General features: G+C 69.0%; 16 protein-coding genes. 9 read left to right on the plus strand and 7 right to left on the minus strand.

What is annotated here, in order from left to right:
* The first annotated feature begins 1 nt into the window (after position 1).
* Positions 2–595, plus strand: coding sequence for a hypothetical protein (locus tag D7W82_RS11330; RefSeq protein ID WP_120618357.1), 594 nt, complete (start codon positions 2–4; stop codon positions 593–595).
* Positions 596–843: 248 nt separating this feature from the next.
* Positions 844–1953, plus strand: a complete 1110-nt coding sequence (locus D7W82_RS11335) for a YhcG family protein (RefSeq protein ID WP_233587422.1) — start codon at positions 844–846, stop codon at positions 1951–1953.
* Positions 1954–1996: 43 nt separating this feature from the next.
* Here the strand turns inward: D7W82_RS11335 and D7W82_RS11340 are convergent, their stop codons facing one another.
* From D7W82_RS11340 to D7W82_RS11350, 3 genes are all read right to left on the minus strand, one after another.
* Positions 1997–2917 (minus strand): class I SAM-dependent methyltransferase, encoded by a 921-nt coding sequence (locus D7W82_RS11340; protein ID WP_120618358.1) that lies wholly within the window; start codon positions 2915–2917, stop codon positions 1997–1999.
* Between the two features lie 142 nt (positions 2918–3059).
* The gene (locus D7W82_RS11345) at positions 3060–3683 is read right to left on the minus strand and encodes a CoA pyrophosphatase (protein ID WP_120618359.1); all 624 of its coding nucleotides are present in this window, start codon (positions 3681–3683) and stop codon (positions 3060–3062) included.
* Positions 3684–3697: 14 nt separating this feature from the next.
* Positions 3698–4591, minus strand: coding sequence for an undecaprenyl-diphosphate phosphatase (locus tag D7W82_RS11350; protein ID WP_120618360.1), 894 nt, complete (start codon positions 4589–4591; stop codon positions 3698–3700).
* A gap of 139 nt (positions 4592–4730) precedes the next feature.
* Between D7W82_RS11350 and D7W82_RS11355 the strand changes: the two genes are divergently transcribed.
* Complete coding sequence (locus D7W82_RS11355; protein ID WP_120618361.1) at positions 4731–5204, plus strand: YchJ family protein; 474 nt, start codon at positions 4731–4733, stop codon at positions 5202–5204.
* A 190-nt stretch (positions 5205–5394) separates the two neighbouring features.
* On the opposite strand, the gene D7W82_RS11360 is transcribed toward D7W82_RS11355, so the two are convergent.
* The 4 genes from D7W82_RS11360 to metK all read right to left on the minus strand — a co-directional run bounded on the left by D7W82_RS11360 (position 5395) and on the right by metK (position 8749).
* Positions 5395–5802 carry a type II secretion system protein GspG gene (locus D7W82_RS11360; protein ID WP_120618362.1) on the minus strand — a complete coding sequence of 136 codons (408 nt, stop codon included), beginning with the start codon at positions 5800–5802 and terminating at the stop codon, positions 5395–5397.
* 107 nt (positions 5803–5909) lie between these two features.
* Positions 5910–6311: a type II secretion system protein GspG gene (locus tag D7W82_RS11365; RefSeq protein ID WP_120618363.1), complete on the minus strand. Its 402-nt coding sequence runs from the start codon at positions 6309–6311 to the stop codon at positions 5910–5912.
* 201 nt (positions 6312–6512) lie between these two features.
* The gene (locus D7W82_RS11370) at positions 6513–7430 is read right to left on the minus strand and encodes a methionyl-tRNA formyltransferase (protein ID WP_120618364.1); all 918 of its coding nucleotides are present in this window, start codon (positions 7428–7430) and stop codon (positions 6513–6515) included.
* A 128-nt stretch (positions 7431–7558) separates the two neighbouring features.
* Positions 7559–8749, minus strand: a complete 1191-nt coding sequence (gene metK / locus D7W82_RS11375; protein ID WP_120618365.1) for a methionine adenosyltransferase — start codon at positions 8747–8749, stop codon at positions 7559–7561.
* Positions 8750–8983: 234 nt separating this feature from the next.
* Between metK and D7W82_RS11380 the strand changes: the two genes are divergently transcribed.
* From D7W82_RS11380 to D7W82_RS11405, 6 genes are all read left to right on the plus strand, one after another.
* Positions 8984–9580, plus strand: coding sequence for an ABC transporter substrate-binding protein (locus tag D7W82_RS11380; RefSeq protein WP_120618366.1), 597 nt, complete (start codon positions 8984–8986; stop codon positions 9578–9580).
* A 119-nt stretch (positions 9581–9699) separates the two neighbouring features.
* Positions 9700–11868 (plus strand): site-specific recombinase, encoded by a 2169-nt coding sequence (locus D7W82_RS11385; RefSeq protein WP_120618367.1) that lies wholly within the window; start codon positions 9700–9702, stop codon positions 11866–11868.
* 114 nt (positions 11869–11982) lie between these two features.
* Entirely contained in the window at positions 11983–14634 is a 2652-nt protein-coding gene (locus D7W82_RS11390; RefSeq protein WP_120618368.1) for an RND family transporter, read from the plus strand.
* A 100-nt stretch (positions 14635–14734) separates the two neighbouring features.
* Positions 14735–15340 (plus strand): MXAN_6521/LA_1396 family lipoprotein, encoded by a 606-nt coding sequence (locus tag D7W82_RS11395; protein WP_120618369.1) that lies wholly within the window; start codon positions 14735–14737, stop codon positions 15338–15340.
* A gap of 12 nt (positions 15341–15352) precedes the next feature.
* Positions 15353–15895, plus strand: a complete 543-nt coding sequence (locus D7W82_RS11400) for an MgtC/SapB family protein (RefSeq protein WP_233587423.1) — start codon at positions 15353–15355, stop codon at positions 15893–15895.
* Positions 15896–16101: 206 nt separating this feature from the next.
* Positions 16102–16542, plus strand: coding sequence for a DUF4329 domain-containing protein (locus D7W82_RS11405; RefSeq protein ID WP_233587424.1), 441 nt, complete (start codon positions 16102–16104; stop codon positions 16540–16542).
* Positions 16543–16562: the final 20 nt, after the last annotated feature.

Here is a 16562-nt window from a genome sequence, read left to right on the forward strand (position 1 = left end):
CATGGGATGGCACGCCACAGAGAGCAGGCATGGCGCGGCGCTCGTCGTCGCGGCGGGCCTGCTCGCGTCCGAGGCACACGCGGAAGAGGCGTCCGCCGCCTGCACCGCGACGCTCTCCGGCAAGCGCGTGATGGTCCGGCCGGAGGCACGCGCCTTCATCTCCCCGGAGCTGGACCGGCTGGTGCGGCTGGGGCTCGCGGGAAAGCTGGAGGTGGAACTGACGCTCTGGCGGCGCCGTTCCTTCTGGTTCGACGCGCACCTGGACAGCGCGCGAGTGACCCAGGTGCTCGCGTTCACCCGCGACGGCTACCGGCTGGACGGACGCGAGCTGACGGGAGGCGTGGGCACGCTGGAGCTGGAGCGCGTGGCCTGGACGCTGGACGCGAAGCCCGGAGCGGACGAGCACTTCGTCGTGCAGGTGGAGGTGCGGCTCCAGGTCGTGACAGCCGCGAGCCTGGGCCGCATGGCGCGCTGGCTCACCCAGGGTGAGGCCACGTCCTCCGGAACACCCGTCCTGGGGAGCCTGCTGCGCTCCGTGGCGGAAGACCTCGCGAGACAGGCCACCGGTCGCTGCGACGTGAGCCGCCAGCCCTGAATCAGAACGCCGCCATTTTCGGTGCAGCGTTCTTGCAGTACCGTCATCCGCGGAGTCGTGCGCTCACGGAGCCAAGAGCAGCGTCCGTTTCAAATGCTCAGTGCGGACGACGACCTCTTGCCATGACCTCGCGCACGAAGACCCGGCGCCTCCCGCGCACGAACCCCAAGCCCACGAAGAAGGCTCCGGGGAAAACACCTGTCTCTCTCATCTCTACCCCCCCGGGTTACGCGGAATGGCTCGCCGACGTGAAGGCGCGCATCCACGCAGCACAGCAACGTGCGACCCTCGCGGTGAACCGCGAGCTTCTCGCGCTCTACTGGCGGATTGGTCGCGACATCCTCGTGCGACAGCGGCGAGCGGGTTGGGGTACAGGTATCGTGGAGCGCGTCTCCGCGGATTTGCACTCCGCCTTTCCCGAGATGAAGGGATTCTCCCGCGCGAACCTGATGTACATGCGGGCCTTCGCGAAGGCTTGGCCGGACGAGGCCTCAATTGTCCAACAGCCTGTTGGACAATTGCCCTGGAGCCACAACCTCGTACTGCTCACCAAGCTCAAGACGACGCAGGCACGCCTTGCATACGCGGCGCGTGCCATCGAGCACGGCTGGTCACGCACGGTCCTCTCACTTCACATCGAACAACGCACGCTGGATCGCGAGGGCAAGGCCGTCACCAACTTCGCGGAGCGGCTGCCCAAACCAAGATCGGACCTGGCACGCGAGAGCCTGAAGGATCCGTACCGCTTCGACTTCCTCACGCTCGGCGCCGATGCGAATGAGCGCGAACTTGAGGATGCCCTCGTCACGCATATCTCGCGGTTCCTGATCGAGCTCGGCGCTGGCTTCGCGTACGTTGGCCGCCAGGTCCATCTTGAGATCGATGGCCGGGACTTCTACCTCGACCTGCTCTTCTATCACCTGCGACTCCGCTGCTACGTCGTCGTCGAACTCAAGGCAGGTGAGTTCGAGCCCGAGCACGCTGGCAAGCTCAACTTCTACTTGAGCGCCGTCGACGCGAAGATGCGCGGCGAGCACGATGGACCCAGCATCGGAATCCTCCTCTGCAAGACCAAGAGCCGCGTCATCGCCGAGTACGCCTTGCGCGACACGAACAAGCCGATGGGAGTGGCCGAGTACCAGCTCGTACAAGCATTGCCTGTACGCCTCGAAAGCAGCCTCCCGAGTATCGAACAACTCGAATCCGAATTTGGGGAGTCACCCGAACCCGAGATTCGCCCCGAGTTGCATGATGAATCCCCAAGCGGTCGCCTTGCCAAGACCATCGCCGGGACACCGCGCCCCAAGGAGGCTCCGCGAGGAAAGCAGCCACGCCAATTGACGAGGAGAAAGTCATGAGCCCACGGGCTGTGCCAGCGGCATGGAGGCCTGAGGCTCCATATCAGCCCCGCCGTGCCACCAGCGCCACCAGCGCGATGCGCTCCACGCCCGCGTACGGCGCCTTCTCCAGCTCCTCGCCGAACACGTCCGGATCCAGCTCCTCGTAGCGCACTTCCGTCAGCGGCGCGGCCCGCCACACCGGCTCCAGCGCCGTGCGCAGCAGGTCCTCACCGTCCACCACCGGCGCCCCTGTGTAGAGCACCAGCGTGCCGCCCGGCTCCAGGCGCTCCACGCCTTCACGCACGATGCGCACCGACAGCTCCGTGCCATGCGTGCCGCCGCCATCCCGGTACGTGCGCTTGTCCGTGTCCGCCAGGTACGGCGGATTCGCCATGATCAGGTCGAACCGGCCAGACACGCCCCGCAGCAGGTCCGAGTGCACCGCCTGGACGCCATGCGCGCCGTTCAGCCTCGCGTTCACCCGCGAGTACTCCAGCGCCAACGGGTTCAGGTCCGCGAGCACCACCGCCGCGCTCCGCCCCGCCACCGACAGGCCTCCGGCTCCCGAGCCGCACCCCAGGTCCACCACGCGCCGGAAGCTGCCCGGCACCCGCTGGAGCAACGCGCAGAACCGGTAGGTGTCCGGCCCGAAGAACACCGCGTCCTGCTCCGACGTGGGCCACGCGGAGTGGACATACAGCCCCGCCCCCAGGCTGGAGAACCGCACCCGGCTCCGGTGCGTCCCGTCCTTGCAGTCGACCAGCGCGCCCGCCTCCTCCAGCAGCGCCACCATCCGAGGCTCCAGCACGCCCGGCCCGAAGGGACGGCTCCACCCGAACACGTCCCGGACCGACTGGGCCTGCTTCGCCCCCGGCCGCGCATTCACCCGCCGGTGCGTCTCCGGGGTCACCGTCGTGAAGGCATACCCCCTGGCGCGCAGGACCTCTCCCAGCGCCACCAGCGCGGCCTCCCTCACCTCCATGCCCCCGGCCCCATTGCCACCATCCACGTCGCGCCCTTTCGAAGGGTGTCCCCCTCAACGTGGGACCGGCCCTCCAGGGCGACAAGGCACCTTTACGCCAGGGCCGCCCGCCAGCACGGGCGCCATCACGAGCCCTGGGGGCTCAGCGGCCAGCAGGCGGGGGAGCGTCCAGCAGGCCGTGGAGGCCCGGCACGTCCACCACGAACTGCAGGAAGTTGCGCAGGATGCGCCCCGTGGCGCCCCAGATGACGTGCTCGCCGTGCGTGTAGAAGTGCACGTCGTGCTCCATCCCCTCCCACATGTGCCGCTCCACGCGGAGGATGGAGGGGTCCAGCAGGCGCGCCAGCGGCACCTCCAGCACCAGGTCCACCTCCACCGGATTGGGCACGTACTTCCCGTCCCCGGGGATGACGCCCACGTAGGGACGGATGCGGTACGCGGACGTGGTGGGCGTCTCGTCCAGCAGGCCCAGCACGCGCACGTGGGCGCGCGGGATGCCCAGCTCCTCGTCCGTCTCGCGCAGCGCCGTCTCCAGCGGGGTGACGTCCCGCGCCTCCTGGCCGCCGCCCGGGAACGCGTACTGCCCCGCGTGCGTGCGCAGGGTGGCGGGCCGCCGCGTGAAGACCATGTGCGGCACGCCGTCCCGCTCGAAGAGCGGCACCAGCACCGCGGCCTCTCGCAGCGCCCGGCCCTTCCACTCGAACGTCCGCGCCGGCCTCGCCGTCAGCCGCGTCTCCAGCGCATCGAACAGGGCCTGCACGCGCACGACCTCCCCCTTCCTCAGTCCGTGATCTGCTTCTCCACCGGCGGCTTCGTCGGCGCCTCCGGCGTCGCCAGGTTCTCCACGCCAGACATCGGCTTGAGGATGTTCGCCTGCAACAGCCCCAGCAGCAGCACGCCCAGCGCGATGCGGTACACCACGAACACCAAGGTGGTGCGCCGCTTCAGGAAGCTCAACAGCCACGCGATGGCCGCCATGCCCGACAGGAAGGCCACCAGCGTCCCCACCACCAGGGCCACCGTCGACGGGCGCTGCGTGGCCTCCAGCAGGTGCTTCAACTCGAAGATGCCCGCCAGCGTCGTCGCCGGAATGGACAAGAGGAACGAGTAGCGCGCCGCGTCCTCGCGCTTGAGCCCCAGCGACAGGCCGCCCGTGAGCGTCGTGCCGGACCGGGAGGAGCCCGGCACCAGCGCCAGCGCCTGCCACAGGCCGATGAGGATGCCGTCCTTCCACGTCATGTCCGCCACGGTGCGCTGGTGCGACGCGCGCTTCTCCACGACGAACAGCACCACCGCCAGCACGATGAGGCTGCCCGCGATGACGTAGAGCGAACGGAACTGCGTCTCGATGAGCTTCTTGAACGCCAGCCCGCAGATGCCGATGGGCAGCGTGCCCACGCCCACGAACCACGCGAGCCGCGCCTCCAGCGTGCCGAACGGGTCCCGCTTCACCAGCCCCACGACGAACGCCTTCACCAGCGCGACGATGTCCTTGCGGAAGTAGATGAGCACCGCGGCCACCGTGCCCAGCTGGATGATGGCCGAGTACGCCGCACCCGGATCCGGCCAGCCGAACAGCTCCGGCGCGATGCGCAGGTGCGCGGTGGAGCTGATGGGCAGGAACTCCGTGAGACCCTGGACCAGACCCAGGACGATGGCTTCGAGCAGGCTCATAGGGGATGTGGCCGCCAGGGATATGCCCTGCCCCCCTGCCCCGCAAGCGCGAAGGTTCCCCACACCCGGGCCCAGGTCCGCCACCCGACCGTCCGGTCCGGGGAGCCGGGAGGGCAACCCGGGTAGGCTGGACCCCGCCATGCCCCCCGTCCCCCTGTGTCCCTGCTCCTCCGGCCAGCGCTACAAGCAGTGCTGCGCCCCCTTCCACAAAGGCGAGGCGGAGGCCCCTGACGCGGAGCGCCTCATGCGCAGCCGCTACAGCGCCTTCGCCCTGCGCGAGGCCGCCTACCTCTGGAAGACGCTCCACCCTGAACATCCGATGAGGGCCCGTCCAGAAGCGGACGTCGTGCGCGAGCTGCGAGCCTTCGCCCAGGCCCACCAGTACCCGGGGCTGGCGGTGTTGGGCCACCAGCCTCCGGACGCGACGGGGCTTTCCCGCGTCCTCTTCTTCGCCAGGGTGTTCGAGAAGGGGAAGGACCAGTCCTTCGTGGAGCGCTCGGACTTCCGCCACGACGGCACCGGCTGGCGCTACCTGGACGGCGTCCTCAAGCTGCCGCGCGAGCTGAAGGTCCCGCCGGAATCCCTCACGCTCGAAACCTTCCCCACGGACTGAAGGCACGGCCGCGAAAATCCCCCGTCAGGAAATTCGCGGCCTCTGCGTCCCTGGAGGTGCTGCCCGGCCGGAGAGGCCCTACACGCTCTGGTAAGGCTCCACCACAATGGGGCTCGCGGTTCGAATCCGCCTTGGCATGATCGCCAGCCATCCGGCTTCTCCACTCGGGCAGCACCCTTTTCTCCTCACGTCACCCCCGGGACCGCGCGTCCCTGTCGAGTGACGAGAGGTCCCGGTCATCGCCGTCGCCGCCCGGTGCGCCATCCGCGCCCAGTGACACGATGGCCGGCACGCCCCTGTCCAGCGTGTACACGTAGTCATTGCCCCACGGGTCGCGCGGCAGCTCCGGGAGGATGCGCTCCTCCACCAGCACGCGCAGCCCGGAGGTGGTGTCCGGCAGCCGGCCCTTCTTCATCGCGTACAGCTGGAGGCCCTGCCCCAGCGAACCGAAGTCCAGGCCCACGCGCTGCTGCTTCGCCTGGCCGAACTGGCTCATCACCGACACGCCCACCGCCGCCGCGATGAGGCCCAGGATGGTGATGACGACCATGATTTCAATCAGCGTCATGCCGCGCTGACGTCGCTTCTTCGTGTCCATGTCTGTCTTTCCGGCACGCCGACCGGCATGGGCCGCTGTCAGCGTGTCCCTCACGGAAGGCCCCTCTGCCTTCCGGGATGACTGCCATTGCAACCCATGGGCCCACCTCACTCCGCCAGGAGGACACGAGAGGACAGGTCCGCGTCCGGGCCTTCACCGTCCGGGATGCCGTCACGTCCATGGGACAAGATGACCGGCGTGCCCGCCTCCACGCGGTACACATAGTCATGGCCCCAGGGATCCACGGGGAGCCGCTCCAGGAGGTGTTCCTCCTCGAGGACGGAGAGCCCCGCCGAGGGCGCCAGCGCGTGTCCGGTGCGCTCCTCGTACCGTGACAGCGCCAGCAGGAGGTGCCGCATGTCCTGGGCCGTCATCCGCCGCCGCTCCCCTCGCTCCAGGTTCAGCACGTACAGCGCCATCGCGGCGTAGCCCAGGAGGACCAGCACCACGAAGGTCACCCACACGCCATGGGCCCTGAGCCAGGGACGGAGGCCACTTCGGAAGGTCATGTCTGTCTTTCTGGCGCGAACGTCCTGCGCGACGCGCCACCGTGTCGTGTCACCGCGCGCACCCAAGAGGCACACGGCCTCAAGACACGCCCCTCCGTGCAATCGCCGCACCCACTTCAATCGACGTCAGGTGGATGTCCGCGCCCTTCAGCGCGTTGTGCATCTTCTTCGTGATGTTGAAGAAGTCCGGCTGCCACCCGCTCAGGCCACCTCCGGCGCGTGCGACACCACCCAGAGCGGTGTGTCCCCACACTGCACCAGCAGCTCGTCCCCCTGCCGGGCCAGCAGCGTGCCCGGCTGCGCGTGAGGGTCCTCGCCCCGCCACGCCCGCGTGCGCTGCACCCGGACCCAGCGGCCCTGGAGCAGGGCCCGCGCATCACCCCGTCCCTCACGCCACCCGGCGAAGCGGCACGCGCGCACCTTCAAGTGCACGGAGCGCGCGCTGTCGCGCCAGTCGATGTCCCGGTACGCCGGCTCGAAGAAGGGCGCCAGGGTCGCGTCCGCGTCCGCCTGCCGCTCGCCCACGTCCCCGCGCGCCACGCGCTCCACCACCCCGGGCAGCAGCCGGCACGACGCGAGCATCAGGAGCTCGAAGATCATCTCCTCCGTGTCCTCGTCCTTCACCGCGAACGTCCCCTGCGCGAGCACGGGCCCGGTGTCGAAGCTCGCGTCCATGCGGTGGAAGGTGAGCCCCAAGTCGCGGGCGTCCTCGCGCAGCGCCCACCCCAACGGACAAGGCCCCCGGTATCGCGGCAGCAGGGACGGGTGCACGTTCACCGCCCCCAGCCGGGGCAGCGCCAGCGCCTCCGGCGGTAGCCGCCACGGGAAGAAGAAGCACAGGAGGAGGTCCGGCTTCAGGCCCGCCAGGAGGGGCGTCAGGTGCGCCCGCTCGCTCACCAGCAGCACGTCCACCGACGGTGGCGCGGCCTCGAAGAGCCGCCCCAACTCCGCCCAGCCCTCCATGTCCAGCGGGTACAGGCCCCGGATGCCCGCGGGCACCACCAGCGCCACCACGTCATGCCCCTGGGCCCTCAGCGCCAGCGTGAAGTCGTGCGCCACCGCGGGGGCCACGGTGAGCAGCACGATGCGCCAGCCAGACGCGGCACCCGGAGTCGGCATGGCCGTGTCCTAACAGTTCACCCGCCGTGCGCGCCCGGCGAACGCACGCGCCATGCCCGGAAATGAAGACGCGCTCGCCCCCGGGGAGGGGACGAGCGCGTGGGCTCAACCGGAGTGCTTCCGGTGCGTCAGACCGCCTTCAGGCGGGGCGTGCGCGTCTTGGGCGCGGGGGCGGCGACGGCCTCACGGAGCGCGTCCTTCTTGTCCGTGCGCTCCCAGGTGAACTCCTTCTCGGAGCGGCCGAAGTGACCGTACGCGGCGGTCTTCTGGTAGATGGGCCGCAGCAGGTCCAGGTGCTCCGTGATTTCGCGCGGGCGCAGGCCGAACGTCTGGCGCACGGCGCGGGCAATCTGCTCTTCCGGAACGGTGGACGTGCCGAAGGTCTCCACCATCACGCTGACAGGCTCCGCCACGCCGATGGCGTAGGACACCTGCACCTCGCAACGGCTGGCCAGGCCCGCCGCCACGACGTTCTTCGCGATGTAGCGGCCCATGTACGCGGCCGAGCGGTCCACCTTGGACGGGTCCTTGCCGCTGAACGCGCCGCCACCGTGACGGCCCATGCCGCCGTAGGTGTCGACGATGATCTTCCGGCCCGTGAGGCCCGAGTCGCCCATGGGGCCGCCGATGACGAAGCGGCCCGTGGGGTTGATGAAGAACTTGGTCTTGTTGTCGATGAGCTTCTTCGGCAGGACCTTCAGGATGACGTCCTCGCGGATGGCCTCCTGGATCTTCTTGTTGGAGACGTCATCCGAGTGCTGCGTGGACAGCACCACCGCGTCGATGCGCAGCGGCTTGCCGTCCTTGTACTCCACCGTGACCTGGCTCTTGCCGTCCGGGCGGATCCACGGGTGGTTCTTGCGGCGCACCTCCGCCAGGCGGCGGGTGAGCTGGTGCGCGTAGTGGATGGGCGCGGGCATCAGCTCCGGCGTCTCGTCGCACGCGAAGCCGAACATCATGCCCTGGTCGCCGGCGCCCTGGTCCTTCTTGTTGTCCACGCCGCGCGCGATGTCCTGGCTCTGGCCTTCGATGGCCACCATGACGCCGCAGGTGTGGCCGTCATAGCCCATGGAGCTGTCGGTGTAGCCGATGCGCGTGATGGTCGAGCGGACGATCTTCGGGATGTCCACGTAACAATTCGTCGTCACCTCGCCCGCGACGATGGCGAGGCCCGTCTTCACGAGCGTCTCCACGGCGACGCGCGCCTGCGGATCCTTGGCGATGATGGCATCGAGCACACCGTCGGAGATCTGGTCGGCGATCTTGTCCGGGTGGCCCTCGGTGACGGATTCAGACGTGAACAGGAAGTCGGTAGGCATGTCTTCTCGGGCTTCGCGCTAATTCGGTGACGCAGCGCAGGGGGCGGACACTAAACGTGCGGTCCCAGCAGAGTCAAACCTGTCGCCACGGGGGTTTATTCGGCGCGAAGTGCCCCTCGGCCAGGCGGACCCGACGCCGCGGGTGCGCCTGCACGCCGGATGAATTTCATGGTTCGCGCGGCGTTCTCCTGGGCTACAGGACCCGCGCCCTTCTTCTGGAGGTCACAGACCCATATGAACGCCATCGCCCGCCTTCGCACCCTTCCCTTCCTGGTTGCCCTCACGTTCGCCGTGCCCGCGCTCGCCGCGCCCAAGGCTTCCGAAGCCATCACCAAGCCGGTGAAGACCGTGGTGCAGTCCGTGCGCTACGAGAAGGACCTCAAGGCCCTGGAGAACCTGGGCAGCGACCAGCAGGGCCTCTTCCTGCTGGGCGACGAGTGGACCAAGGCCACGGACGCCCAGCGCAAGGAGTTCACCCAGCTCTTCCAGAGCCTGTTCGCGAGGATCGCCTTCCCCAAGGTGCGCGAGAACTTCAAGAACCTGGACTCCATCACCTACGACGAGCCGCAGGTGACGGGCGACAAGGCGCTCGTGGGCTCCACCATCTTCATCAACCACCCGCTGAAGAAGCAGGAGATGAAGCTCAAGTACGCCGTGGAGAAGGTGGGCAGCGGCTGGAAGGTCGTGGACGTGTCCGTGCTCGGCGACTCCATGCTCACCGGCATCCGCGATGATCAGGTCCGCCCCCTCTTCAAGGAAGGCGGCTGGGACGGGCTGCTCGGCGCCATGCGCGCGAAGAACAACGAGCTGGGTGCGGTGAAGCTGAAGTAATCCAGTCAGCCGCCGCCTGGGCAGCCAGGCAACCCGGCCCTCGCCAGCCCCCCGGGTTTCGGGAGGAGGCCCGGGCCGGGTAGGCTGAGGCGTTCCTCCTCCCCCGGAGCGCCTGGCGAATGACTGTTTCGACCCCCGCCCCGCGGCTGTTGCTCCGGGGTGCGCCGTCCGACCGTGAGATGGACGCGTTCTGCGTCCAGTACGCGCCCCGGGCCCCCGGCCACCCCGCGGTCCGGGACCTGCTCCGGCTCTTGTCGGAGGTCCCCGATGACGGCCTGGAGCCGCGCCTGGAGTGGGTGGAGCGGTGGATGCACTGGATGCGCGAGCGCATCCCCGCCCACGGCCTCACGGACGCGGACGACCCGTCGCTGTCCCCCGCGAACTCCCGGCTGTCCCTGCTGGTGCGCGTGCTGGAGGGCGAGAGCGCCCTGCGCGCGTCCGTCACCCGGCTGGTGGCGGGCGTGTGCGCGGGGAGCCGGGGCCTGAAGCTCTTCGCCCAGGTGGGCCTGAGCGCGGGCAACGGCTTCTTCTCCGAATTGACGGACCGCCTCGCGCGCGGCGTGCTGCCCGCGCCGCCGGAGCCGGGCAAGCTGTCGGAGCTGCTCCTGCGCCTGTTCCCGGTGCCGGAGGACGCGGAGTGGCTGGGCGCCCTGTCCCCCATGCTGCTGGCGCGGCTGACGGCGCTGGTGGGCGAGCCGCCCCCACCGGAGCCCACCCCGTCCGCGCGGGTGCGCGGGGACCTGATGGACGCGCTGCTGCTGCTGGGCGTGCAGGTGGCGGGGCTGGGGCTGGCGGAGGACGTGCGCGACCGCACGCCGGACATGTCCTTCCGCGCGTCGCCCTTCCTGCGGCTGCGGCTGGTGTGTGACGCGGTGCTGGCGCGCGACGGGGCGCAGGAGGCGCTGGCGGACCTGGTCCGCGGGGTGGAGGACTGCCGCGGCGTGGTGCGCACCGTCACCCGGCACCTGGAGGACTCTGGCGTCAGCGTGGACCTGGTGTACCGGCTGGAGCGCATCCAGCGCGGCCTGGACCGGATGGAGGCCGTCGCGCGGGTGCTGGGCGCGCCCCGCGGCGAGCCCCGCTGGCGCGAGGCGCTGGCGCTCCTGTCGGACCTGCTGGAGCACGCGCACGAGGACCGCTCCGTGCGTGCGCTGGTGCGCCGCAACGCGCGGCTGATGGCGCGAAAAATCATCGAGCGCACCGGCAACACGGGTGAGCACTACATCACCTCCACCACGGCCGAGTTCCACCACATGGTGCACTCGGCGGCGGGCGGCGGGCTCGTCGCCGCGGTCGCCGTCGCGCTGAAGTTCCTCCTCACCGGCCTGCCGCTGGCCCCCTTCTTCGCGGGCCTCTTCGTCGCGCTCAACTACGCGGGCGGCTTCGTGGTGATGCAGCTCTTGGGCTTCACGCTGGCCACCAAGCAGCCGTCCATGACGGCCTCCACGCTGGCGGCCGCGGTGGGCGAGGACGCGGGCCCGGACGAAGGCACCCGGCGAAGGGAGCGCCTGGCGGCGCTGGTGCCGCGCATCACCCGCTCGCAGCTCGCGGCCATCCTGGGCAACCTGGGCTGCGTCCTCCCCGTCGCGGTGGCGCTGGCGCTGGGCTTCCAGTTCCTCAAGGGCCACGCCTACCTGACCGCAGAGCAGGCGCAGCACGTGGTGGAGACGCTGCACCCCTGGAAGAGCGCGACGCTCCTCTACGCCACCCTGACCGGGGTGATGCTCTGGGCCTCCAGCGTCGCCGCGGGCTGGTTCGAGAACTTCATCGTCTACCGCCGCCTGCCGGAGGCGCTCGCCCACCACCGCGTGCTGCGCGCGCTCTTCGGAGCGACGGGCGCGCGCAAGGTGGCGGACGCGCTGATGCACCACGCGGCGGGCGTGGGCGGCGGCGTCACCCTGGGCGTGCTGCTGGCGGTGATGCCGGGCGTGGGCGGCTTCTTCGGCGTCCCCCTGGACGTGCGGCACGTCACCTTCTCCTTCGGCGCGCTGGCCTTCGCCGGGTGCGCGCTGGGCCCCTCCGCCGTGATGGAGCCGGGCTTCCTGGCGGCCGCCGCGGGGGTGCTCGTCGTGGGCGTCGTCAACTTCGGCGTGTCCTTCGCGCTGGCCCTGGGCGTGGCCCTGCGCGCCCGCGACGTCCCGGTGCGCGAGGGCGCGCGCTTGCTGGGCGCGGTGTTCCTGCGCTTCCTGCGAAGCCCGCTCCCCTTCCTCATCCCGCCCCGCGACGAGCCCGTGCCGGGTGGGACGCAGGCGCAGGTCGTCCCCCTGGGCGGGCCTCCAGGACACTGAAGTCGCGGTTTATTCCCTCGGGGGAAGAGGCCCTGTCTCGCGCGGAGGTGGGGCGGACAGGCACCCCGGGCTTTGCTTCCGGGCGGGAACGTTCGGCGGTAGGGTCCCGCGCCCATGAGCGGCAATCCTTCTTCCCATCCCCCGCCCCGCCTCGCGCTGGCCTATGCAGAGATGCTGGTCCGGCGTCCCGGCACCGTGATGATCGTGCTGCTGTTGCTGCTCGGCATCTCGGTGTGGGGCACGTCGAAGCTGACCATCAATTCGAACCAGCTGGACCTCATCTCCCAGGACCTGCAGGAGGTGAAGGACGTCAAGCGCGTCATCGACATGGTGGGCGGCAGCGGCTTCTTCATGCTCACCTTCCGCGGTGACGACGAGGCCACGCTCAAGAAGGTCGCGGACGACGTGGCCGCGATGGTGGGCAAGGACAAGCAGAACGCGCGCTCCATCACCTACAAGATTCCCGTCGAGTTCGTGCAGAACAACATGGTGCTGTTCGTGAAGACGGAGGACCTGGCCGAGGGCAAGCGCCGCATCATGGCGTTCCTCAAGGATCAGATCCGCCGCGCGAACCCCTTCTACATCGAAATCAAGAAGACGGAGCCGGTGAAGCTGGACCTGCAGGACCTGGTCGACAAGTACTCCAGCGTTGGCAACAAGAGCATCGCGGACGACTACTACATCTCCCAGGACCGCAAGCTGCTGCTGCTCCTCATCAAGCCGATGTGGGACACCAACCAGATTGGCAAGACGAAGGAGTACGTGGACAAGCTGCGCGTGGACCTGGAGCAGTACTCCAAGAGCAACGCCGCGGGCGTGCAGCTGGTGGAGGACTACTACAAGATGGGCGACAAGAAGACGGTCGCCTACGGCTTCACGGGTTCCTACAAGACGGCGGTGGACGACTCGTACGCCATCGAGGACTCGCTCCAGCCGGTCACCATCATCGCGCTCGTCGCCATCTTCGCCATCACCATCGCGTTCTTCCGCAAGTGGGCGCCCACGCTCATCGTGGTGAGCGGCACGGTGGCGGGCACGCTGTACACGCTGGGCTTCACCTACGCGACGCTGGGTGAGCTCAACATGATCACCTCCATCCTGGGCGGCATCCTGATGGGGTTCGGCATCGACTACGGCATCCACTTCATCTTCCGCACGCGCCTGGAGCTGGGCGCGGGCAAGCCCTACGACGTGGCCATCCGCGACGCGGTCATCAACGCGGGCCGCCCGGCGCTGGTGTCCGCGGTGGTGGTGGCGGGCTCCTTCTACGTGCTGATGGTGAGCGAGTTCAAAGGCTTCTCCCAGTTCGGCTTCCTGGCCGGCACGGGCACGCTGATGCTGGGCTTCACGCTGTTCTCCTGGTGCCCGGCGATGCTGGCGCTGGCCGGCCGGCGCAACCCGGAGCTGCCGCAGAAGCTCATTGGCGTGATGAAGCCGCCGCCCACGACCAACGCGTCCGGCAAGGAGCTGCGCATCCCGCGCCCCGGCCTGGTGCTGGCGGTGGGCTGCGTGATTGTCGCGGTGGTGTGCGGCGCGGCCATCCCGTGGAAGAGCGGCGAGCCCCCGGCGGACGCGGGCTTCTTCGCGCGGCTGCCGTACGGCGTGCGCTTCAACTACAACACCCGCGCGCTGATGCCGGCGAACCAGCCGTCCGTGGTGCTGCAGGATGAAATCAACGCGCGCTTCAAGATCGCCAGCGACCCGCTCGCCATCTACACCCGGGACCTGGCGGAGACGGAGGCCCTCTACAAGGAGCTGACGGCGGACCCCAAGAAGCGCCCCGCCATCTCCCAGGTGATGAGCCTCTTCACCTTCGTGCCGCCGGAGGGCATTGCCCAGGCGAACGCGAAGATATTGGAGGAGTGGCAGGAGGAGCTGAAGGAGATCGACGTGAAGGCGCTGCCGCCGGAGACGCAGGAGAAGGCGGCCCTGTTCTTCAAGATGCTGGAGGCCCGTCCCTTCGACGTGCACCAGGTGCCGGAGATCTACGCGTCGCAGTTCCGCCACCTGCCCACCACGAGCCCGGAGAACCACGGCTACCTCACGTTCATCTACCCGAGCGTGGACCTGTGGGATGGCAAGCAGATGCTCCAGTTCGCGGACCAGACCCGATCCATCAAGGGCATGGTGACGCCGGGCAAGTTCACGGAAGGCGGCCCCACGGGCGCGCCGGTGGAGAAGGAGTTCCGCGCCGCGGGCGCCACGCAGCTGTACGCGTCGCTCGCGCGCATGGTGCTCAAGGACGCGAAGCTCACGGTCATCCTCACCGCGCTGTGGATCCTCGTGATGCACTTCGCGGACTTCCGCAACGCGAAGCTGGCGCTGGCGTCCGTGATTCCGCTGACGGTGGGCCTGGCGATGATGATGGGCTTCATGGCGCTGTTCGACCTGCGCCTGAACTTCATGAACATCATCATCCTGCCCATCCTCCTGGGCTTCGGCGTGAGCCACGGCCTGTACCTGCTGCACCGCTTCCTGGAGGGCACGTCCCCGCTGGTGGCGCTGCGCAGCGTGGGCGCGGCGGTGGTGTCCTCCACGCTGACGGCGGTGGCGGGCTTCGCGGCGCTGCTGGTGGCCAGCCACAACGGCCTGCGCTCCATGGGCATCGTCGCCTGCATCGGCCTCATCACCACGCTGCTGGTGTCCTTCACGGTGCTGGCGGCGGTGATGCAGCTGATGCACGACAAGCGGCAGAAGGACGCGGGACGTTCGCCGGAGGGCGGTTCCGCCTCGGGCGGTGACACGTCCTCCACACGCGCCGCCTGACAGCGCGGAGGAAGCGCTTAATATCCGCGCCGGACCTTTCGGCCCCGCCTTCCCCTGAAGGGAAGCGCGGGGCCGTTCTTTTCTTCGGGAGCTTCAAGCCATGGGGACGTTCAAGCGGGTGGGCGCGGTGCTGGGTCTGATGGTGCTCACGGGTTGCGCGAGCACGGTGAAGAGCCAGCGGCTGCGTCCCGACTACGCGACGGTGGACCGGCTGCAGGTGAAGCGGCTGGCGGTGGTGACGCAGCCGTTCCCGCAGGGCCAGCAGTACATCGGGGACCTGTGGAGCCTCATCGCGCGGCAGTGGCTGAACCAGAACCGGGACTACATCGTGAAGGCCAACACGTCCCTGCCGGAGCGCCCCACGGACCCCACCTTCAAGGACCAGTGCGTGGAGGGCATCGAGGGCGTGCTCTGGCTGGACCCGGCGGTGAAGCGCGTGGGTGACGGCGCGGAGGTGGCGGTGCGCGCGCAGCTCATCCGCTGCCGCGACGGCGAGGAGGTCTGGGCCGCGGAGGCCGGCGGCAGCTGGGACTCCGAGGACAAGAAGTACGTGGAGCGCAAGCAGCAGTACGCGACGGAGCTGGGCCAGGAGGTGGAGCCCTACGTGGTGCCGTCCTACAAGCTGCTGGTGGCCACGCTGGACACGCTGCCCAGTCCCCAACTGAACGACGCGGACACGGAGGAGAAGATCGACCTGGGCGAGTAGCGTCACGCCCCGGTGGAACCTGACGTCCTCATCGGAAGGCTGTTGCTGGCCACGCTGCTGGGCGGCCTCCTCGGCGTGGAGCGAGAGGCGCGCAATCAGGCCGCGGGGCTGCGCACGCACACGCTGGTGGCGCTGGGGGCGTGCTGCTTCACGCTCTCCAGCGTGTACACGGAGGAGCTGCTCCGGATGGGGGCGAACCCCAGCGGCACGCAGACGGACATCAGCCGCATCGCCAGCCAGATTGTGGTGGGCATCGGCTTCCTGGGCGCGGGGGTCATCCTGCGCCACGGGGAGGCGGTGAGAGGGCTCACCACGGCGGCGAACCTCTGGCTGACGGCTTCCGTGGGCCTGGCCTGCGGGCTGGGCCTCTACGTGGCGGCTGGCGCCACCGTGGCCTTGGCCCTGCTGTCGCTGGTGGTCCTGCGCCCCGTCTCCCGGCTGCTGTCACCCGAGGCAGGACGGCACGGCGGATCCAGCCGGCATGACCAGCCGCCACAGGGCAAGAACAGCGAGGACGGGCCCCCCACCGGTGATGGGGAATCCCGTCCTGAGTGACGCGCGGGTTCCAAGGCGGCGTCAGACACCACCATTAGCGTCGTGGCATGGCGACACAGCCCGCAGCGCTACGAGCAGCAATTTCTGGATGGGTGCTCCTGGCCCTGTTGCTGGGATGCGCGGGAGGAGGATCTGCGCGGTTCTGGTTCGATACGGAGCGCCGCCTCGTTGTCGCCGGCCCCATGGTGGGTCCTTTCGACAGTCTGATGGCCCTGGCCCCTGAGCTCTGCAAGGTGGTGAGACAGCTGCCCGGCGCCACGGCGGGAAACACGCGTGAGGGGCAGGAGTACTGCGGGGTCATCTACCAACGGAATTTCGAGTCGTCGTTCTACGCCAGCCATCCGTCGACGCTCAGCCATCCGCTGCCCTTGCCGGGTGGGAGGAAATCCTGCAAGCCACCGGAGCGAGTCGAGGACCCGGACGCACGCACCATCAACATCTACGCGGACTACCACAGCCATCCCGCCATCACGGGGTTCTCGCCGGAGGATCTCCAGGCGCGCACACAGCGCTATTACTTCCGGCTGATGTTCAACCCCGTGTGCGAAGTCCGGCTCTATGACTTCCAGGAGCGAACCGTCTTCCTGCTCGAGGCCGGTCAATTCGTGCCCGTGAAGCGAATCACGGACGATCTGCGCGGGCAGTAACCCTACAGTTCGCGGTGAAA

It is taken from the genome of Corallococcus sp. CA049B, from assembly GCF_003611685.1.
GTDB classification, from domain to species: domain Bacteria; phylum Myxococcota; class Myxococcia; order Myxococcales; family Myxococcaceae; genus Corallococcus; species Corallococcus coralloides.